At 73.7% G+C, this 17790-nt stretch carries 17 protein-coding genes; 13 read left to right on the top strand and 4 right to left on the bottom strand.

The window, feature by feature from the left end:
• The first annotated feature begins 158 nt into the window (after positions 1 to 158).
• From HNR61_RS25345 to thiI, 7 genes are all read left to right on the top strand, one after another.
• Complete coding sequence (locus HNR61_RS25345) at positions 159 to 800, top strand: response regulator (protein WP_182846038.1); 642 nt, start codon at positions 159 to 161, stop codon at positions 798 to 800.
• A gap of 110 nt (positions 801 to 910) precedes the next feature.
• Positions 911 to 1840, top strand: a complete 930-nt coding sequence (locus HNR61_RS25350; RefSeq protein ID WP_182845706.1) for a TIGR04222 domain-containing membrane protein — start codon at positions 911 to 913, stop codon at positions 1838 to 1840.
• Positions 1837 to 2760, top strand: a complete 924-nt coding sequence (locus HNR61_RS25355; protein ID WP_182845707.1) for a TIGR04222 domain-containing membrane protein — start codon at positions 1837 to 1839, stop codon at positions 2758 to 2760. Before HNR61_RS25350 ends, HNR61_RS25355 begins: the two co-directional genes overlap by 4 nt.
• The gene (locus HNR61_RS25360) at positions 2757 to 3599 is read left to right on the top strand and encodes an MbnB/TglH/ChrH family RiPP precursor modification enzyme (RefSeq protein WP_182845708.1); all 843 of its coding nucleotides are present in this window, start codon (positions 2757 to 2759) and stop codon (positions 3597 to 3599) included. The genes HNR61_RS25355 and HNR61_RS25360 overlap by 4 nt, the downstream gene beginning before the upstream one ends.
• The gene (locus HNR61_RS25365; RefSeq protein WP_220509795.1) at positions 3596 to 4087 is read left to right on the top strand and encodes an SCO6045 C-terminal-like domain-containing protein; all 492 of its coding nucleotides are present in this window, start codon (positions 3596 to 3598) and stop codon (positions 4085 to 4087) included. Before HNR61_RS25360 ends, HNR61_RS25365 begins: the two co-directional genes overlap by 4 nt.
• A gap of 97 nt (positions 4088 to 4184) precedes the next feature.
• Positions 4185 to 5210, top strand: a complete 1026-nt coding sequence (locus HNR61_RS25370) for a 6-phosphofructokinase (protein WP_067811467.1) — start codon at positions 4185 to 4187, stop codon at positions 5208 to 5210.
• A 150-nt stretch (positions 5211 to 5360) separates the two neighbouring features.
• Complete coding sequence (gene thiI / locus HNR61_RS25375; protein WP_182845709.1) at positions 5361 to 6599, top strand: tRNA uracil 4-sulfurtransferase ThiI; 1239 nt, start codon at positions 5361 to 5363, stop codon at positions 6597 to 6599.
• A 3-nt stretch (positions 6600 to 6602) separates the two neighbouring features.
• Here the strand turns inward: thiI and HNR61_RS25380 are convergent, their stop codons facing one another.
• Positions 6603 to 7505, bottom strand: a complete 903-nt coding sequence (locus HNR61_RS25380; protein WP_182845710.1) for a DUF5954 family protein — start codon at positions 7503 to 7505, stop codon at positions 6603 to 6605.
• 187 nt (positions 7506 to 7692) lie between these two features.
• On the opposite strand from HNR61_RS25380, the gene HNR61_RS25385 reads away from it, so the two are divergent.
• Positions 7693 to 8844 (top strand): RNA-guided endonuclease InsQ/TnpB family protein, encoded by a 1152-nt coding sequence (locus HNR61_RS25385; protein WP_182845711.1) that lies wholly within the window; start codon positions 7693 to 7695, stop codon positions 8842 to 8844.
• Between the two features lie 107 nt (positions 8845 to 8951).
• Here the strand turns inward: HNR61_RS25385 and HNR61_RS25390 are convergent, their stop codons facing one another.
• Positions 8952 to 9875, bottom strand: coding sequence for an EamA family transporter (locus tag HNR61_RS25390; RefSeq protein ID WP_182845712.1), 924 nt, complete (start codon positions 9873 to 9875; stop codon positions 8952 to 8954).
• A gap of 267 nt (positions 9876 to 10142) precedes the next feature.
• Positions 10143 to 11183 (bottom strand): 3-deoxy-7-phosphoheptulonate synthase, encoded by a 1041-nt coding sequence (aroF, locus tag HNR61_RS25395; protein ID WP_067811458.1) that lies wholly within the window; start codon positions 11181 to 11183, stop codon positions 10143 to 10145.
• 249 nt (positions 11184 to 11432) lie between these two features.
• On the opposite strand from aroF, the gene HNR61_RS25400 reads away from it, so the two are divergent.
• The 5 genes from HNR61_RS25400 to HNR61_RS25420 all read left to right on the top strand — a co-directional run bounded on the left by HNR61_RS25400 (position 11433) and on the right by HNR61_RS25420 (position 16468).
• Positions 11433 to 12038 carry a sulfite oxidase-like oxidoreductase gene (locus HNR61_RS25400; RefSeq protein WP_246443780.1) on the top strand — a complete coding sequence of 202 codons (606 nt, stop codon included), beginning with the start codon at positions 11433 to 11435 and terminating at the stop codon, positions 12036 to 12038.
• Between the two features lie 84 nt (positions 12039 to 12122).
• A complete protein-coding gene (locus HNR61_RS25405; RefSeq protein WP_182845714.1) occupies positions 12123 to 13403 on the top strand; it encodes a sensor histidine kinase in 1281 nt (426 codons plus the stop codon).
• Between the two features lie 62 nt (positions 13404 to 13465).
• A complete protein-coding gene (locus HNR61_RS25410) occupies positions 13466 to 14245 on the top strand; it encodes a LytR/AlgR family response regulator transcription factor (protein WP_182845715.1) in 780 nt (259 codons plus the stop codon).
• Positions 14238 to 14753 carry a hypothetical protein gene (locus HNR61_RS25415; RefSeq protein WP_246443781.1) on the top strand — a complete coding sequence of 172 codons (516 nt, stop codon included), beginning with the start codon at positions 14238 to 14240 and terminating at the stop codon, positions 14751 to 14753. Before HNR61_RS25410 ends, HNR61_RS25415 begins: the two co-directional genes overlap by 8 nt.
• A 5-nt stretch (positions 14754 to 14758) precedes the next feature.
• On the top strand, positions 14759 to 16468 hold the full coding sequence (locus HNR61_RS25420) for a sodium/solute symporter (protein WP_182846040.1): 1710 nt from the start codon (positions 14759 to 14761) through the stop codon (positions 16466 to 16468).
• Between the two features lie 444 nt (positions 16469 to 16912).
• Here HNR61_RS25420 and HNR61_RS25425 read toward each other — a convergent pair whose 3' ends face one another.
• Positions 16913 to 17767, bottom strand: coding sequence for a deoxyribonuclease IV (locus HNR61_RS25425; RefSeq protein WP_182845716.1), 855 nt, complete (start codon positions 17765 to 17767; stop codon positions 16913 to 16915).
• Between the last annotated feature and the right edge of the window lie 23 nt (positions 17768 to 17790).

The following is a 17790-nucleotide window of genomic DNA, read 5'->3' on the forward strand; positions in this document are numbered from 1 at the left end:
GTCCCCGCGGGGGCGGTCCGGGGGATCCTCCTCCCCGTTCATGCCCCTATCGGAGGATCACGCCCCGGCTTCTGTTCGATCACGTGGTGATCCCGGTGTCCGGGACCGGCCTTAGGGTGGCCGTTGTGAGTGAACCTCCTGCCGTTCCGTTGAGGGTGATGGTCGTGGACGACCATCCGATGTGGCGCGACGCCGTGGCCCGCGACCTGGCCGAGGCCGGGCACGAGGTGGTCGCCACCGCCGGGGACGGCCGCACCGCCGTGCGGGTGGCCGCCGCGGCCCGGCCGCAGGTCGCGATCGTCGACCTGCAACTCCCCGACATCGGCGGCGTGGAGGTCACCCGGCAGCTGGTCGCCGCCGACCCGCCGGTGCGGGTGCTGGTGCTGTCGGCCAGCGGCGAGCAGCAGGACGTCCTGGAGGCGGTGAAGGCGGGCGCGACCGGCTACCTGCTGAAGTCCGCCGCCCGCGAGGAGTTCCTGGACGCGGTCGCCCGCGCCGGGCAGGGCGACGCCGTCTTCACCCCCGGCCTGGCCGGGCTGGTCCTCGGCGAGTACCGCCGCCTGGCCGCCGCCCCCCGGCGCGACGACGACGCGCCGCGCCTCACCGAACGCGAGACCGAGGTGCTGCGCCTGGTCGCCAAGGGCCTGACCTACAAGCAGATCGCCCAGCGCCTGGTCCTGTCGCACCGCACCGTGCAGAACCACGTCCAGAACACCCTCGGCAAGCTCCAGCTCCACAACCGCGTCGAACTGGTCCGCTACGCCATCGAGAAGGGCCTGGACCGCGACGACGAACGATGAACCGGCGGTGGATCTCTCCGTTCTGGGTCATCTGACGCGGAACGAACCCGGGTTTCCCGGCATCTATAGAGATGAGCCGGGGGGACCGGCGAGTACAGAGGGAGGGCGCCATGGCGCTGTCCGCCGCGGGTGACACCTGGGGGATCCCGGGTCCGCTGTTCATCTGGGGCATGTACGTCCCGGCGGCGCTGGTCCTGGTCGGGCTGGTGCTGCTGCTGCGCCGCGCGCTGGCCCCCGGCCGCCGCTTCGCGGGCGACCTGCACCCCTACGAGCTGGCCTACCTCGACGGCGGGCCCGGCCGGGCCGTGCTGGCGGCGCTGACGGCGCTGCGCGCCGAGGGCGCCGTCGAGGCGGCCGGCGGGGGGAAGGTGCGGGCCGTCGGCGATCCGCCCGCGAACGCCACGCCGCTCGACCGCGCCGTGCACGGGCGGCTGCGCGACGGCGCCGAGTCGCCGGGCGACCTGAGCTGGTGGCCGTCGGTCCGCGCGGAGCTGGAGCCGATCCGGCGGAGCCTGGTGGACCGGGGCCTGGTCCTCGGCCCGGCCGCGCGCCGCGCCCGCCGCCTGGCGGCGCTCCCGCTGGTGGCGCTGGCGGCGCTCGGGGTCGTGCGGATCGTGGCGGGCATGGCGGGCGGCAGGCCGGTCGCGTTCCTCGTCCTCGCGACGATCGCGGTGGCCGTGGTGGCGCTGGTGCTGACGTTCCACTGGTCGGCCGTCACCCCGGAGGGGAAGCGGGAGCTGCACCGGGCCCGCACGGCGATGCGGCACCTCGACCCGGTCCACTCCCCGGCCTGGACCACCTACGGCGCGTCCGCCGCGACGTTCGCCGTCGCGCTGTACGGGGTGCCCGCACTGACCAGCTTCGACCCGCACTTCTCCGCCGAGGCCGAGATGCAGAGGCAGTTCGCGGTCACCACGGCGTCGAGCTCGTCGTCGAGTTCGTCGGGCTCCTCCACCTCCGGATGCGGCGGCGGGGACGGCGGCGGGGGCGGTGGCGGCTGCGGCGGTGGTGGCGGTGGTGGCGGTGGCTGCGGCGGATGACCCCCCTCCTCGGGCTGCTGGTCGCGCTCGCCCTGGCCCTCACGATCGCGCGCCGGTGGCTGGCGCACCGGCTGCTGGCCGGGCACCCGCCGGCGCGCGACCCGCACCCCTACGAGATCGCCTACCTCACCGGCGGCGGACGGCACGCCGTGGCGGCGGCGCTGCTGACGCTGCGGCTGGACGGGGCGGTCGTCGCCGGACCCGGTGGCGGCCTGACCGCCGTCGCCGACCCGCGCGCCGCGACCACGCCCCTCGACCTGGCGGTCCACCACGCGGTGCGGCGCGCCCCCGCGACGGTGGCCCGCGTCACCGCCGACCCGGGCGTCCAGCAGGCCCTGGAGAGCACACGGGAGGGCCTGGTCCGGCAGGGCATGGTCGCACCGCCGTCGGCCACGCGGACGCTGCGGTCGATGTCCTACGTCTTCTACGGGATCCTCGCGGCGGCCTTCTTCGTCACCGTCTCCTCCCCGATCGGCGAACGGGGAGGACTCCGTGCGCTCCTGCCGCTCGGGCTCCTGGTCGCGCTGTTCCTGCTGTTCGGCGTCCTGGGCGGTGGGGAACGGCAACGGACGCGTGCCGCCGACCAGGTGCTCAAGCATGTCCGGAACCGCCACTCCCATCTCGACCCGCGGCTCGCCCCCTCGTACCCGACCTACGGGATCGGGGCCGCCGCGATGGGGACCGCGCTGTTCGGCACCGCCGCGCTGATGGCCGTCGATCCCGACTTCACGCAGTGCGCCGGACTGGGGAGGCTGCTGGAGATGGCCGGGCCCGACTCCTCCTCCGGAGGCATCGGCTACTCGGGGGCGAGCTGCTCGTCGAGCGCCCCGGTCTGCTCCTCCGGCGGGGGCGGCAGCGGATCGAGCTGCGGCGGCGGTGGTGGAGGATCGGGTTGCGGCGGCGGAGGGAGCAGCAGTTGAACGGCACCGCGGGCCTGCCCCGGCTGGGCGTGGGGATCGGGTGGCGGCCCGAGATCGCCGGGTTCGTCGCCGACCTGCCCGGACTGCGCTTCACCGAGGTGATCGCCGAGTCGGTGCACCTCGCCCATCCCCCCGACCACCTGCTGGAGCTGCGCGACCGGGGCGCGTCGGTCGTGCCGCACGGGGTGAGGCTGTCGCTGGGCGGGGCCGAGCCGGTCGCCCCCGAACGCGTCGCGCACCTGGCCGCCTGCGCCGGGCTCCTCGGCTCGCCGCTGGTCAGCGAGCACGTCGCGTTCGTGCGGGCGGGCGGCGTCGAGGCCGGGCACCTGCTGCCGGTGCCGCGCAGCCGCGCCGCGCTGGACGCCCTCACCGCCAACATCCGCCGCACCCGGGCGGAGCTGCCGGTGCCGCTGGCCGTCGAGCCGATCGCGGCGCTGTTCGACTGGCCCGACGACGAGTACGAGGAGGGCGACTTCCTCACCGAGCTGGTCGAGCGCACCGGCGTGCTGCTGCTGCTGGATGTCGCCAACGTCTACGCCAACGCCCGCAACCGGGGCCGGGACCCGGTGGGGCTGCTGGACCGGCTCCCGCTCGACCACGTCGCCTACTGCCACGTCGCGGGCGGCGAGGAGGGCGGGGGCCGCTACCACGACACCCACACCGCGCCCGTCCCGCCCGAGGTCATCGACCTGGTCGCCGAGCTGTCGGCGCGGCTCCCCGACCGGACGCGCCCGCCGGGCTTCCTGCTGGAACGCGACGGCCGCTACCCGCCCGCCGCCGAACTGCGCGCCGAGCTCGACGCCATCGCCGCCGCGTCCGGCCTGGAGCCGGTGACATGAGCGCCGGTCACATGAGCGCCGGTGACACGGGCGCCGGCGACCCGGGCGGGACGGCGGAACTGGCCGCCCGGCAGGAGGCCCTGGTCCGCGCGATGACGGCGGGCGGGCCGCTGCCGCCCGGCTTCGACGCCGCCGCCGTCCGCGCCGCCGCCGACGCGATCCTGCGGAAACGGGCGGGGGAGGTGGCGCGGGCATGGCCCGCCCTGGCAGCCTGCTACGGGGACCGGTGGAGGGCGGCGTTCACGGCGTGGGCGGCGGAGCGTCCCACCCGCGGGTCGTTCCGCGACTCCTGGGACTTCGCCCGCGCGCACCGGGACGAGCTGTCCCCGGCCGTCGCGCTGGAACTGGCCCTCCGCGAGACCCGTTGGGACTATGACGGGACCGGCGAGCCGCGCCTGCGCAAAGCGGCGTTCCGGCGCGTCCCCGGAGGTTTCGCCGTGCAGGTCCGGGGGAGGCTGCGGGTCTTCGGCAAAGCCGCGCGCCGGTGATCGCCGAACCCGCCCCCGGCCCGCTCCGAACCACTATGGTCTAGACCAATGGGGGCCGCGCGAGCCGAGGAAGGCCCCGTGGGGAGAAGGAGAGGGTATGCGCGTCGGAGTGCTGACCGGCGGAGGAGACTGCCCCGGACTGAACGCCGTGATCCGCGCCGTGGTGCGCAAGGGCGTGCAGGTCTTCGGGTACGAGTTCGTGGGCTTCCGCGCGGGTTGGCGGGGTCCGCTGGAGGGCGACACCCTCGCCCTCGACGTGGAGGCGGTGCGCGGCATCCTGCCGCGCGGCGGCACCATCCTCGGCTCGTCCCGGACCAACCCGATCAAGGTCGAGGGCGGCATCGAGCGGATCAAGGACAACCTGGCCGGGCTCGGCGTGGACGCCCTGATCGCCATCGGCGGCGAGGACACCCTCGGGGTGGCCCGCGAGCTGTACACCAACGGCGTCAACGTCGTCGGCGTCCCCAAGACGATCGACAACGACCTCAACGCCACCGACTACACGTTCGGCTTCGACACCGCCGTCAACATCGCGATGGAGGCCATCGACCGGCTGCACACCACCGCCGAGAGCCACCACCGCGCCCTGATCTGCGAGGTCATGGGCCGCCACGCGGGCTGGATCGCGCTGCACGCGGGCATGGCCGCCGGAGCCAACGTCATCCTCATCCCGGAGCGGCCGTTCGACATCGACAAGGTCGTCGAGTACGTCGAGAGCCGCTTCAAGACCCGCTACGCCCCGATCATCGTGGTGTCGGAGGGCGCGCACCCGATCGACGGGCAGATGGAGCTGCAGACCGGCGAGCGCGACGCGTTCGGCCACGTCCGGCTCGGCGGCATCGGCCAGCGCCTGGCCGACGAGATCGAGAAGCGCACCGGCAAGGAGGCCCGCGCCACCGTCCTCGGCCACATCCAGCGCGGCGGCACCCCCAGCGCGTTCGACCGCGTGCTGGCCACCCGCTTCGGGCTCCAGGCCATCGACGCGGTCAAGGACGGCGACTACGGCAAGATGGTCGCCCTGCGCGGCACCGACATCGTCCGCGTGGGCCTCGACGAGGCGACCAAGGAGCTGAAGACCGTTCCGCTGGAGCGCTACTCCGAGGCCGAGGTCTTCTTCGGGTGACCTGAGACACGGCGACGACGCCCCGGCGGCCCTTCGGCCCCGGGGCGCCGTCATGCCGGGGGAACACGTTAGTGGGTCGCGGTGTTCCGAACTGTGGGCCACACTGTAGGTTCACTTTTTCTTCCACCCGGTCACACAGGAGGATCTCGCATGTCCACGCTCGACACCGCGGCCGTCGAAGCCCGGGAGCAGGTGCCGGCCGTCGACGGCGAGCCGTGCGTGCTGCTGAAGCTGGGCGAGGTCGTCCTCAAGGGCAAGAACCGCGAGCAGTTCGAACGCCGCCTGGCCGACAACGTCCGCATGGCCGTGCGCCCCATCGCCCGCGTCGACGTCATCCGCCGCCACGGCGTGTTCATCGTGCGCACCAAGGACGCCACCGCCGAGCTGGTGGACCGCCTCGCCGAGCGGATCACCGACGTCATGGGCATCGTGTGGGCGCACCGCGCCTGGCGGGTCGGCAAGGACGTCGAGAGCGTCGAGCGCGCCGCGCTGGAGCTGACCGCCGGGATCTCGGGCACGTTCGCCGTGCGCTCCAAGCGCCGCGACAAGCGGTTCCCGATGACCTCCACCGAGCTGGACCGGCATGTCGGCGCCAAGATCAACGAGGCGTACGGGCTGCCCGTCCGGCTGAAGAACCCCGACCACACCGTGTCCATCGAGGTGGACCGGGACGAGGTCTTCGTGTTCTCCGGCGGCCTGCCCGGCCAGGGCGGCCTGCCCGTCGGCATGAGCGGCCGGGGCCTGGTGCTGATGTCGGGCGGCATCGACTCGCCCGTCGCCGCCTACCGCATGATGCGCCGCGGCCTGCGGGTGGACTTCCTGCACTTCTCCGGGATGCCGTTCACCGGCCCCGAGTCGATCTACAAGGCGTACGCGCTGGTCCGCGAGCTGGACAAGTTCCAGGGCGGGTCGCGGCTGTTCGTGGTGCCGTTCGGCAAGGCCCAGCAGCAGATCAAGTCCTCCGGCGCCGACAAGCTCGCCGTGATCGCCCAGCGCCGGCTGATGCTCAGGACCGGCGAGGTCCTCGCCCGCAGGCTGGGCGGCGCCGCGCTGATCACCGGGGACGCCCTCGGCCAGGTCTCCAGCCAGACCCTCACCAACCTCACCGCCCTCGACGACGCGGTCGAGATGCCGATCCTGCGCCCGCTGGTCGGCATGGACAAGATCGAGATCATGGACCAGGCGCGCCGCATCCGCACCCTGTCGATCTCCGAGCTGCCCGACGAGGACTGCTGCACCCTGCTGGCCCCGCGCCGCGCCGAGACCCGCGCCAAGATCGCCGACCTGCGGCAGATCGAGAAGCGCCTCGACGTCGCCGACCTCGCCGACCAGCTGGTCGAGTCGGTCCAGGAGCACCGTCCCGTCTACGGCGACGCGACCGTCTCCTGAGCCCTACCCGGCCACGTCCGCGTCGGTGGGGCGGGGCGGCTCGGGGCCGTCCGGCCCCAGCAGCGTGATCCGCTCGATCCGCACGATCCGGAACCGGCGGCCCGCCACGGCGATCCCGTTGCGGCGGGTCCCGTCCCGCATCGCCGCCGCGGCCCGCGCGTACTCGGCCAGCGCGGCCTCGTCCGGCCGCTCCACCGCCGGGACCACGTGCCGGAAGTAGGTGGCCAGCGAGTCCCGGGCCTGCCGCGGCGCGTCGTACAGCCGCCCGACCGGCTGCCAGCGACCCTCGACGCGTTCGGCGACGGTGAACGCCGGCGCCAGCGGCACCGGCACCCAGAACCCCTCGGCGGGCTCGGCGCCGGTCCGGGCGGCCGCGTCCAGCACCTGGCACAGCAGCTCCCCGGCGGCCGACTCGGGCACCCCGGCCCCGTCCCGCAGCAGCTCGTAGGGGCGTGCCGGGACGGGCCGCCGCCCGTCGGCGCGCGGATCGGGATCGGTGGGCCGGGGCGGCTCGGGCCCGTCGAGCCCGGTCCGCACCAGCTGCTCGATCCGCACGATCCGGAACCGCCGCCCGTCGGCGCGCACCTCGTCGCGCGGCCCGGCCCGCAGCGACCGCGCCGCCGCGCCCAGCTCCCGGGCGGCGCCGCCACCGGCGAGCGCCGCCCGGTCACCGAGATGGTCGGCCAGCATCTCCCGCGCCCCCTGGGGCAGCGGGTCGTACGGACACACGACCTGCCAGCCGTCCACCACCCGCTCGGTGGCGGTGAACAGCGCCCCCACCACGACGAGTTCGGGGTAGGCGGCGATGGCCCGGCAGGCGTCGGCCAGCATCACCGCGGCGACCGGATCGACGTCTCCGAGATCCTCCGGAAACAGCCGACCGGTGTCGCCGTCACCCGTAGTCATGCCGAGCATCATCCCCGCCCCACCACCATCTGGCGAGTGGTTTAGACCACTTTTCTTCTCGCCTTATGAACAGACGGCTACCAGGCCGATCCGCGACCGCCGCCGCGCTCCCTCGGTGAGCGCGATCAATGCACGCGAGAGTGAAGGTTTCATCGTGTAAGCGAATGATCACGTTACGCTTCTGGGCGTGTACGTCGTGGTGCGGGTGAAGCTCGAGCCCTCGGCCGAGGACGCGGCCGCTCTCGGCGCGACCTTGCACGCTGTTAACAAGGCGGCGAACGAGGTTTCTCGAACGGCGTTCGCGCACGGCGTCAAGCGCGAGTACGCACTGCGGAAACTGACCTACGCGGGTCTGAAGGAGCGTGGGCTCGGCGCACAGGCGGCGCAACACGTCATCAAGAAGGTCTGCGGCGCCTATGCCGTTCTGGCGGGCCAGATACGATCCGGTTTCCTGCGCGGCGAACGGCGTCGCAGGGCCGAGTCCAAGCCGATCGCCTTTCGCCCCGACGCGGCGCATCCGTTCGACGACCGTTGCCTGTCCTGGCAGCTCCACGCCTGGACGGTGTCGATCTGGACGGTACATGGCCGGAAGAGGGGAATCCGCTTCTCCTGCTCCGGCGGTGATCTTGAGATGCTCTTCGCCCACCGCAAGGGCGAGACGGATCTGGTCTTCCGGGACGGGATGTGGTTCCTCATGGCCACCTGCGAGGTTCCCGCCCCGCCGGTGGCCGAGCCGAACGGGTTCATCGGCGTGGACCTCGGCATCGCGAACATCGCCACCACGAGCGACGGCGCACGACATGTCGGGCGCGGACTGAACCGGCACCGCAGACGCCAGGCCGCGTTGCGAGCCAAGCTGCAGGCCAAGCGAACCAGGTCCGCCAGGCGGCTGCTGAGGAAACGCCGCCGCAGGGAAGCACGGCACGCACGGAACATCAATCACCGCATCTCTAAGCAGGTCGTGGCCGAGGCCGAACGCACCGGACGCGGAATCGCCCTGGAAGATCTTTCGGGCATCCGCGACCGGGAACGGTCGCACCGGTCCCAACGGGCCATCCTGCACTCCTGGAGTTTTCACCAGCTCGCGGAGTTCCTGGAGTACAAGGCCCGCCGTGCGGGTGTCGCGCTGGTCAGGGTGAACCCCGCCTACACCAGCCGGACCTGCGCTGATTGCGGGCACCGTGAGAGGACCAACCGGGTGAGCCAGGCCCGGTTCGTATGTCGGAGCTGCGGCGTCGTTGCGCACGCGGACCTGAACGCTTCCCGCAACATCGCCCGGCTGGGCGAGGCCGCGTGGAACGCGGGGCGTGAGTCACGCGTCCCAGCCGCCTCACCGTAGGCGGCCAGGACGCGGCGGAGCGCATCGCGGCCAGCGACGCGCTCCAGCCGCGGATCCCCCGTGAGGAGGGGGACCAAGCTGACACCAATTTTTTCCCTGGTTGAAATTCAGCGGCGGTTCGGCCAGACGAGGATCACCAGGCTCGCCGCCAGCAGGGTCAGGCCCGTCAGGGAGAGGACGCCCAGGCGCTCGCCGAGCACGGCCACGCCGAGCAGGGCCGCCACCGCCGGTTCGGCCAGGGTCAGCGTGGTGGCCGTCGTGGCGGGGGTGGTGCGCAGCCCGCGCGCGAACAGCAGGTAGCCGCCGCCGGTGGTGATCACGCCCAGGTACAGGGCGATCACCGCGCCGGTCCCGGTGAACGCCCAGGCCGGGACGTTCACCAGCAGGACCGGCAGGAACAGCAGCCCCGCCGTGCCGAACAGGGCGCCGGCGACGACGCGGTCCTGGTGACCCCGGGTGATCAGGGTGGCGGCCACCGTGGCGTAGACCGCGTAGGACAGGCCCGACAGCAGCGCCAGGGCGATGCCGAGCGGGTCGGCCCCCGCGTCCTCGCCGCCGCCGACCAGCAGCGCGCAGCCGCTCACGGCTCCGGCGGTGGCCAGCACCCAGCGCCCGGTCAGCCGGGACTGGCGGGTGAGGACGCCGAGCAGCCCGCTGAACGCCGGGGCGCTGCCGATGGTGACGACGGTGCCGATCGCCACCCCGGTGCGGGCGGCGGCGGTGAAGAACGCCGTCTGGTAGACGGAGATCGCCACCGCCCCCAGCGCGATCAGGACGAGGCCGCGGCGCGTGCCCAGCAGGGCGCGCAGGGCCCCGCCGCGCCCGGTGCACCCGACGAGGACCGCCAGGACCAGGCCGCCCAGCACGATGCGGACGGCGGAGATCGACAGGCTGGAGGCCTCGGGGGCGAAGGTGCGGACGGTGCCGGTGGTGCCCCACAGGCACGCGGCCAGCAGGATGTCGGCGCCACCGGTGCGCAGGGCGGAGGGGCGTGCGGAATCGGTGCGTGCGGAATCAGCGCGTACGGACACTGGAGGAAACGCTCCTGGACTCGAATCGACAGGGATGATTCGGATCCGGGGCGCAGGAGAACGGACCCCGGCGCGCGTCAGCGCGGGGTCGTCACACGAGGATCAGGAGGGATCGCCGCGCCCCGGTCAGGAGCGGGGCGGTCCGCAGGCAGGGGTCCAGTACGCCATGGACGGGACCCTACCACCCGCCGTGACCGGGCCGGTCGTCGTGGGATGACCCGACCACGGCGGGGAGGGGGAGAGGCGGCGCCCGGCGCGGGCGCGGGGTCAGGCCGGAACGGCCTCGGGGGCCGCGGTCAGCACCCGGTCGACCAGCGGCGGCAGCGTCCGCACGACCTTGGCCAGCTCGCGCAGGTCACCGTCGACCAGGGCCTGCGGGCCGTCGCACAGCGCGGTCTCGGGGTGGGGGTGGACGTCGATGATGACGCCGTCGGCGCCGACGGCGATGGCGGCGCGGGTCAGGGGCAGCACCAGGTCGCGGTGGCCGCCCGAGTGCGACGGGTCCACGATCACCGGCAGGTGCGACATCCGCTGGGCGACCGGGACGGCGGAGATGTCCAGGGTGTTGCGGGTGGCCTTCTCGAAGGTGCGGATGCCGCGTTCGCACAGCACGATGTCCAGGTTGCCGCGCTGGGCGATGTACTCGGCGGCCATCAGCCACTCCTCGATCGTGCCGCTCATGCCGCGCTTGAGCAGCACCGGCTTGCCCGCCTCGCCGGCGGCCTGCAGCAGCGCGAAGTTCTGCGCGTTGCGGGTGCCGATCTGGAGCATGTCGGCGTAGGAGGCGACCAGCTCGACGTCGGCGGCGTCCACCACCTCGGTCACGATCGGCATCCCGGTCTCCTCGCGCACGTCGGCGAGGATCTTCAGGCCGGTCTCACCCAGGCCCTGGAAGGCGTAGGGCGAGGTGCGCGGCTTGAACGCGCCGCCGCGCAGCAGCGTCGCGCCCGCCGCCCGCGCCATCTCGGCCGCCGCGAGGGTCTGCTCGGGCGTCTCGACCGCGCACGGACCGGCGATCAGCGTCATGGTGCCGGGGCCGACCGGCACGCCGCCGACCCGCACGATCGAACGCTCGGGGTGGTTCTCCCGGCTGACCAGCTTGTAGGGGGCCGAGATGCGGATGACGTCGCTGACGCCGTTCAGCGAGCGCAGGTTCAGCGAGCCGAACTGCTGCACGTCCCCGACCAGGCCGATGATGGTGCGTTCCACGCCCCGGCTGACGAACGCGTCGCCCCCGGCCGTCTCGACCAGTGAGACGACGCGCTCGATATCCGCTTCGGTGGCCCCCGGGGCCATGACGACGACCATGTACTGCTGCCTCTCCGGTGGTGGGTGGAACCCCTGAAACGACAAAGAGCCCCGGGCTACGGAGGCCCGGGGCTCTTTGACTGAGGTCTGTCAGCGCAACGTCTGGCAGACCAGCCTCCCGGGCTGGTCGAACCAAAACAGATAGACGAGGTTGCGCATGGGTCACAGGCTAGCCGATGAACGGTCGCCGTGGGGACCGCACCCCCGGGCGTGGCACACCTCACGCCGGGTGGGAGGATGTCCCGCGTCATGTCCCCACCCGAGAAGCCACTGCCGCCAGGGCAGTACATCCCCCGCGGCTGGCCGGTCCTGCACTACGGCCCGGTCCCCAAGTTCCGTCCCAAGGACTGGGATCTGCGTGTCTTCGGCGCCACCGCCGACGGCGGGCAGCACCGGTGGACCTGGGACGAGTTCGACGCCCTGCCGCGCGTCACCACGGTCGCCGACTTCCACTGCGTCACCAAGTTCACGATCCCCGACATCGCCTGGGAGGGGGTGCCCGGCTCGGCGATCGTCGAGCTCGCCCCGCCCCATCCCGACGTCACGCACGTCATGGTGTGGGCCGAGTACGGCTACAGCGCCAACGTCCGCATGGGCGACTTCCTGGCCGACGGGGCGATGCTGGCCACCCACCGCGACGGCGGGCGCCTCACCCCCGACCACGGCTTCCCCGTCCGGATGGTGGTGCCCCACCTGTACGCGTGGAAGAGCGTCAAGTGGGTCCGCGCCATCGAGTACATGGTCAAGGACCGGCGCGGGTTCTGGGAGGAGCGCGGCTACCACAACGTCGCCGACCCCTGGCGCGAGCAGCGCTACTCCTACCAGGAGGAGGACGGGGAGTCGCCGCCGCTCTGAACCGCCGTCGCGGCGGTGCCCCGGGGGCGCGGAGAACCCCGAAAGGACTGCGGTGATGGAATTCTCACGTTACCGTGAGTTCCCATGTCCGCACCGTCCGTCCTCATGCTGGTCGGGGCCGTCTTCGTGGCGGTGTTCGCCGGGACCGCGGGCCGCACCCTGCCGTCCCTGCTGCGGGCGCGGCGCCACGGGTTCGGCACGCCCGCCGACGAGGCGACGTTCCGGGCCCTGCACACCATCTCCCGCGCCTCCCCGTCGCTGCGCGCGGGCCTGACCCGCGAGTCGGCCCGCAGGGCCGCCCGGCACCTGCGCGCCCTGCTGGGCGCCGAGGCGGTCGCGCTGGTCGCCGTCCGGCCCGCCGACGACGACGCCGGCGCGGACGCGGACGCCGAGGAGGCGGACGGCGAGCTGCTGGTCTGGGACGGCGAGGGCGGCGACCGCCACTCGGCCGGCGCGGCCTGCCAGGCCCGCCCGGTGCTGAACGGCGGACGCCCCCGCGTGCTCACTCCCGACGCGCTGACGTGCGACGACCCGGCGTGCCGGATCCGGGTGGGGATGCTGGCCCCGCTGACGGTCGAGGGCCGCGTGACGGGCGTGCTGGCCGTCTACGGGCCGAGCGCCTCGGCCGCCCGGGTGCGCGCGGTCGGGGAGGTCGCCCGCTGGGTCGCCGGGCAGCTGGAGCTGGCCGAGCTGGACTCCTCCCGCGCCCGGCTCGCCGAGGCCGAGATGCGGGCGCTGCGCGCCCAGATCTCCCCGCACTTCGTCTACAACTCGCTGACCACCATCGCCTCGTTCGTGCGCACCGACCCCGAACGCGCCCGCGAGCTGCTGCTGGACTTCGCCGACTTCGCCCGCTACTCGTTCCGCAACCCCCGCGACTTCACCACCCTGGCCGACGAGCTGCGCTCCATCGACCGCTACCTGCTGCTGGAACGGGCCCGGTTCGGCGACCGGCTGCACTTCAGCGTGGAGGTCGCCCCCGAGGTGCTGCCGGTGGCGGTGCCGTTCCTGTCGCTCCAGCCGCTGGTGGAGAACTCCATCCGGCACGGCATGGAGGGCGCGCGCACCGAGTTCCACATCAAGATCGTGGCGCGGGACGCCGGTCCGGAGGCGACGATCAGCGTGGAGGACGACGGCGTCGGCATGGACCCCGAGCGTCTGCGCGGGATCCTGTCGGCGGGCGCGCTGTCGCCGGGCCCCGGGCGCGACCGCGGTGGCGCGGGCATCGGCCTGGCCAACGTCGACGAGCGGATGCGCCAGGTCTACGGCGACGAGTACGGCCTGACGGTGGAGACCGCGCCGGGCGCCGGGACCAAGGTCAGCCTCCGGGTGCCGAAGTACCGGCCGGGGGTCTTCCCGGACTAGCGGGGGCCCTTACCTGACGAAACCTATTGCGTGCGGACCGTAATCGCGGCAAGGTCCTCTGTATGCTGCGCGTCCTGGCCGTCGACGACGAGCTGCCCGCCCTCGAAGAGCTGTGCTACCTGCTGCGGGAGGATCCCCGCATCGAGCAGGCCACCGGCGCGGGCGACGCCGCCGCCGCGCTGCGCAACCTCAGCCGCATGCTGGTCGCGGGGGACCGCCTCGACGCCGTCTTCCTCGACATCCGCATGCCGGGGCTGGACGGGCTGGACTTCTCCCGGCTGCTGACCGGGTTCGCCGCGCCGCCCGAGGTGGTGTTCGTCACCGCGCACGACGACTGCGCGGTGGCCGCCTACGAGCTGGGCGCCCTGGACTACCTGCTCAAGCCGGTGCGGCCCGAACGGCTCGCCGAGGCGGTCCGCCGCGTCGACGAGGCCGTGCACCGGGCGCTGCCGTCGGAGGGGGGCCCGCCCGCCGAGGACGAGATGGTCCCGGTCGAGCTCGGCGGGCGCACCCGCCTGGTGCCGCGCAGCTCGGTCACCCACGTCGAGGCGCAGGGCGACTACGTGCGGCTGCACACCGACGAGGGCAGCTACCTGGTGCGCATGTCGCTGGCGTCGCTGGCGCGGCGGTGGGAGGCGGCCGGGTTCATCCGCATCCACCGCAGCACGCTGGTCGCCTCGGCGCACATCAGCGAGCTGCGCTTCGACGGGGGCCGCGCCGCCGTCCAGGTGGGGGAGGAGCTGCTGCCGGTGAGCCGCCGCCACACCCGGGAGGTGCGCGACCTGCTGGTCCGCCGGTTCCGGCACAACGAGGCGATCCGGGGGGAGGGGCCCGATGCCTGAGCCGGCCATGGGCCCGCCCGCCGAGACGCTCGCCGAGCCCGGCGACGAACCCCACCGAGAGAGGCCGCGCCGGGTCGTGGTGACCGGCGTCCGCACCGGCCGCGCCCGTGCCGCCCGTGCCCGCGCGGACCGGGCCCGCGCCGACCGGGCGCGCGCGGACCAGGCCCGGACCGATCCGGGGCGCGGCGACCGCCCGGCGGCGCACTGGAGCGTCGCCCGCGACCTGGACGAGCAGACCGAGCTGGGCGCGGTCTACGTCCGGTCCCTGATCCGCGCCCAGCTCCGCTCGGCGCTGGCGACCTGCGCGGCCGTCGCGGGGGTGCTGGTGGCGCTGCCGTTGCTGTTCCAGGTCCCGGCGCTGGCGCAGGCCCGCGTGCACGGCGTGCCGCTGCCGTGGCTGCTGCTGGCGCTCGGCCTGCAACCGCTGTGGATCGGGCTGGCGGTCCGGCACGCCCGCCGGGCCGAGCGCACCGAACGCGACTTCCTGCGCCTGGTGGAGCGGTCGTGATCGTCATGGCGGTGACGGCCGCGCTGGCCGCGCTGGTCGCGGTGCTGGGCCTGACGGCCGTGCTGGGCTCCTACGGCCGCCGCCGCACCGAGCGCACCACCTCCGACTTCCTGGTCGCCTCGCGCGGCGTGACCCCGCTGTGGAACGCCTCGGCGATCAGCAGCGAGTACATCTCGGCGGCGGCGTTCCTCGGCACCGCCGGGCTAGTGCTGGCGCACGGCGCGGACATGCTGTGGCTGCCGCTCGGCGCGGTCGCCGGGTACGTGCTGCTGCTGGCGCTGGTGACCGCGCCGCTGCGCCGCTCGGGCGCCTACACGATCTCCGACTTCGCCGAGTGGCGGCTGGGCTCGCGGGTCGTGCGGCGGCTGGTGTCCTGGTGCGTGATCTTCATCGGCTGGTTCTACCTGCTGCCGCAGTTCCAGGGCGTGGGCGTGACGCTGCGGGTGCTGACCCGCGCGCCGGTGTGGGCGGGCTGGGCCGTGGTCGTCGCCGTGGTGCTGCTGCTGGTGCTGTCGGGCGGCATGCGCAGCATCACCGCGGTGCAGGCCGTGCAGTTCTGGATCAAGCTGGTGGCGGTCGCGGTGCCCGCCGTGGCGGTGCTGTCGGTGTGGCAGCTGGACGGCGCGGCCGACCCCACGACCGGCGGGCCGCCGCGCTTCGAACGCGTCACCGACGTGCGGGTGGAGACGGGCGTGACCGTCCGGGTGGCCCACCCCACGCGGGTGCGCGTCACCGGGACCGTGGACGGCGCCGCGCACGACGGCGCGGACCTGACGCTGGCGCCGGGCGGGCACACCGTCGGGGAGGGCGCGACGCTGACGTTCCCGGCGGGCGCGCGGGTGCCGCACGTCGACCACGTGCCCGCGCGTGACGGCACGCGCTGGTCGATGCCCGACGGCGCGTCCCTGGACCACGGCCTGTACGCCGTCTACTCGGCGCTGCTGGGTGTGGTGCTGGGCACCGTGGGGCTGCCGCACATCCTGATGCGCTTCTACACCAACACCTGCGGCCGGGCCGCCCGCCGCACGGCCGCGATGGTGCCGGTGCTGCTGTCGCTGTTCTACGTCTTCCCGGCCCTGTACGGCGCGCTGGGCCGCGTCTACATGCCCGAGCTGCTGATGACCGGCGACACCGACGCGACGATCCTGATGCTGCCGCAGCAGCTGCTGCCCGACCCGGCGGGGGCGCTGCTGACCGGGCTGGTGGCGGCCGGGGCGTTCGCGGCGTTCATCTCCACCTCCTGCGGGATCGTGGTGGCCATCGCCGGAACGGTGGCGCAGTGCGTGGGGCGCGGCAGCGTCACGGTGTTCCGGCTGGGCGTGGTGTTCGCGCTGGTGGTGCCGCTGGCGCTGGTGTCGGAGATCGGGACGCTGGGGTCGGCGGTGCTGGTCACGCTGGCGCTGACGGTCTCGGCGTGCTCGCTGTGCCCGCTGCTGGTGCTGGGCCTGTGGTGGCGCGGGCTGACCGCCGCCGGGGCCGGGGCGGGCCTGGTGGTCGGTGGTGGGCTGGCGGTCGCGGCGGGCGTGGCGGCGCTGTTCGGCGGCCCGTGGACGGGCTGGCCCGCGGCGCTGCTGGAGCAGCCCGCGCTGGTGGTCGCGCCGATCTCGTTCGCCGTCATGGTCGGGGTGTCGCTGGCCACCCGGCGGAGCGTGCCGCGCCGCGCCGACCGCGCGATGGCGCGGATGCACCTGCCCGAAGAGATCGTCATCCGCTGACCGCGCGGAACGACCCCCGCGAGGGACCCGCGACACTCCGGCGACACCCGCCGCGCCCCGGCTGGACCGTTCCCGGGCACGCGCCCGGCCGTTCGTCGCGGCGGACCGACCGCTCGTCGCCCGGTTACTCTACGTATAACGCTGACTACTGACCGTTTATCGAGGGTGGCGTTTCCCGTCCCCCGTTCGGTATCAGAACACCTCTAGTGTTCTCCGTGGCGGCAGGACGCCGCACCGCTCCGGGGAGCGGGCGCCGGTGACGGCGCGGAGCCCCGCACAAGACAACACCGGAGATCCGGCGGGCGCGAGTCGCGCGCCGGATCAGAGCCGGCGGATCCCGTACCGGGGGGGTGGGATCCGACGGTGTACGGCTCAGGTGCCGCTGGACAGTCGGGGGGTTGTTCAGCGGCACCTGAGTCCTTTTTGCGGGCCCGGGCGCCGGGCTCAGGCGTCCCGGAGGCGCTTGAGGACGTCCACGTCGGTCCGGTGCGGCCCGGCGTCGCGGCCCGGCGTCTCGATGACGAACGGCACCCCCGCCACCTCCGGGTGCCGCAGCAGCGCCGCGAACGGCTCCTCGCCGATGTGGCCCTTGCCGATGTTCTCGTGCCGGTCCTTGCAGGAGCCGCACACGTCCTTGGAGTCGTTGGCGTGGACCAGCTTGAGGCGGCCGGGGCCGACGGTCGCGACCAGGTCCGCGATGGTCCGCTCGACGCCGTCCGGCGCGGCCAGGTCGTGCCCGGCGGCGAACGCGTGGCAGGTGTCCAGGCACACGCCCAGCTTGGGGTGGCGCTCCAGGCGGTCGAAGTACTCGCCGAGGTCGAGCACCTTCGCGCACAGCATCGCGCCCTGCCCGGCCATCGGCTCCAGCAGCAGGTCCGGGCCGTCCTCGGGGATCTCCTCCAGCAGCGGCAGCACGTGCTCGCGCACCTGCTTCATCGCCGCGTCGTAGCTCTGGCTGACCGCCGAGCCGGTGTGCACGACCACGCCGCGCGCGCCGATCGCGCGGCCCCGGCGCAGCGAGTGCCGCACCGTGGCCAGGGACTTCTCCAGCGTCTCGGCGCTGGGGGTGCCGAAGTTGACCAGGTACGGGGCGTGCACGAACACCGGGATCTCGCCGGACCGCTCCAGCAGCCTGGCGTCCTCCTCGGGCTTTCCTTCGGGCAGGGCCCACCCGCGCGGGTTGGAGGTGAACACCTGGACCGTCTCGGCGCCGATCTCGGCGGCGTACTTCAGGCCCCCCGTCGCCAGGCCCCCGGCCACCGGAACATGGGCCCCGATGGGGCTCTTGAGAGTCGTCATAGGCCGCCCAGCCTAGCCGCGGA

The organism is Actinomadura kijaniata (assembly GCF_014138665.1).
GTDB classification, from domain to species: Bacteria; Actinomycetota; Actinomycetes; order Streptosporangiales; family Streptosporangiaceae; genus Spirillospora; species Spirillospora kijaniata.

Excerpts from the sequence above, each read along its gene's own strand:
- HNR61_RS25420 (WP_182846040.1), top strand. The coding sequence starts at position 14,759 with ATGGCGGTGACGGCCGCGCTGGCCGCGCTGGTCGCGGTGCTGGGCCTG.
- HNR61_RS25350 (WP_182845706.1), top strand. The coding sequence starts at position 911 with ATGGCGCTGTCCGCCGCGGGTGACACCTGGGGGATCCCGGGTCCGCTG.
- thiI (WP_182845709.1), top strand. The coding sequence starts at position 5,361 with ATGTCCACGCTCGACACCGCGGCCGTCGAAGCCCGGGAGCAGGTGCCG.
- HNR61_RS25370 (WP_067811467.1), top strand. The coding sequence starts at position 4,185 with ATGCGCGTCGGAGTGCTGACCGGCGGAGGAGACTGCCCCGGACTGAAC.
- HNR61_RS25405 (WP_182845714.1), top strand. The coding sequence starts at position 12,123 with ATGTCCGCACCGTCCGTCCTCATGCTGGTCGGGGCCGTCTTCGTGGCG.
- HNR61_RS25410 (WP_182845715.1), top strand. The coding sequence starts at position 13,466 with ATGCTGCGCGTCCTGGCCGTCGACGACGAGCTGCCCGCCCTCGAAGAG.
- HNR61_RS25380 (WP_182845710.1), bottom strand. The coding sequence starts at position 7,505 with ATGACTACGGGTGACGGCGACACCGGTCGGCTGTTTCCGGAGGATCTC.
- HNR61_RS25425 (WP_182845716.1), bottom strand. The coding sequence starts at position 17,767 with ATGACGACTCTCAAGAGCCCCATCGGGGCCCATGTTCCGGTGGCCGGG.
- HNR61_RS25355 (WP_182845707.1), top strand. The coding sequence starts at position 1,837 with ATGACCCCCCTCCTCGGGCTGCTGGTCGCGCTCGCCCTGGCCCTCACG.
- HNR61_RS25400 (WP_246443780.1), top strand. The coding sequence starts at position 11,433 with ATGTCCCCACCCGAGAAGCCACTGCCGCCAGGGCAGTACATCCCCCGC.
- HNR61_RS25345 (WP_182846038.1), top strand. The coding sequence starts at position 159 with ATGGTCGTGGACGACCATCCGATGTGGCGCGACGCCGTGGCCCGCGAC.
- HNR61_RS25365 (WP_220509795.1), top strand. The coding sequence starts at position 3,596 with ATGAGCGCCGGTCACATGAGCGCCGGTGACACGGGCGCCGGCGACCCG.
- aroF (WP_067811458.1), bottom strand. The coding sequence starts at position 11,183 with ATGGTCGTCGTCATGGCCCCGGGGGCCACCGAAGCGGATATCGAGCGC.
- HNR61_RS25415 (WP_246443781.1), top strand. The coding sequence starts at position 14,238 with ATGCCTGAGCCGGCCATGGGCCCGCCCGCCGAGACGCTCGCCGAGCCC.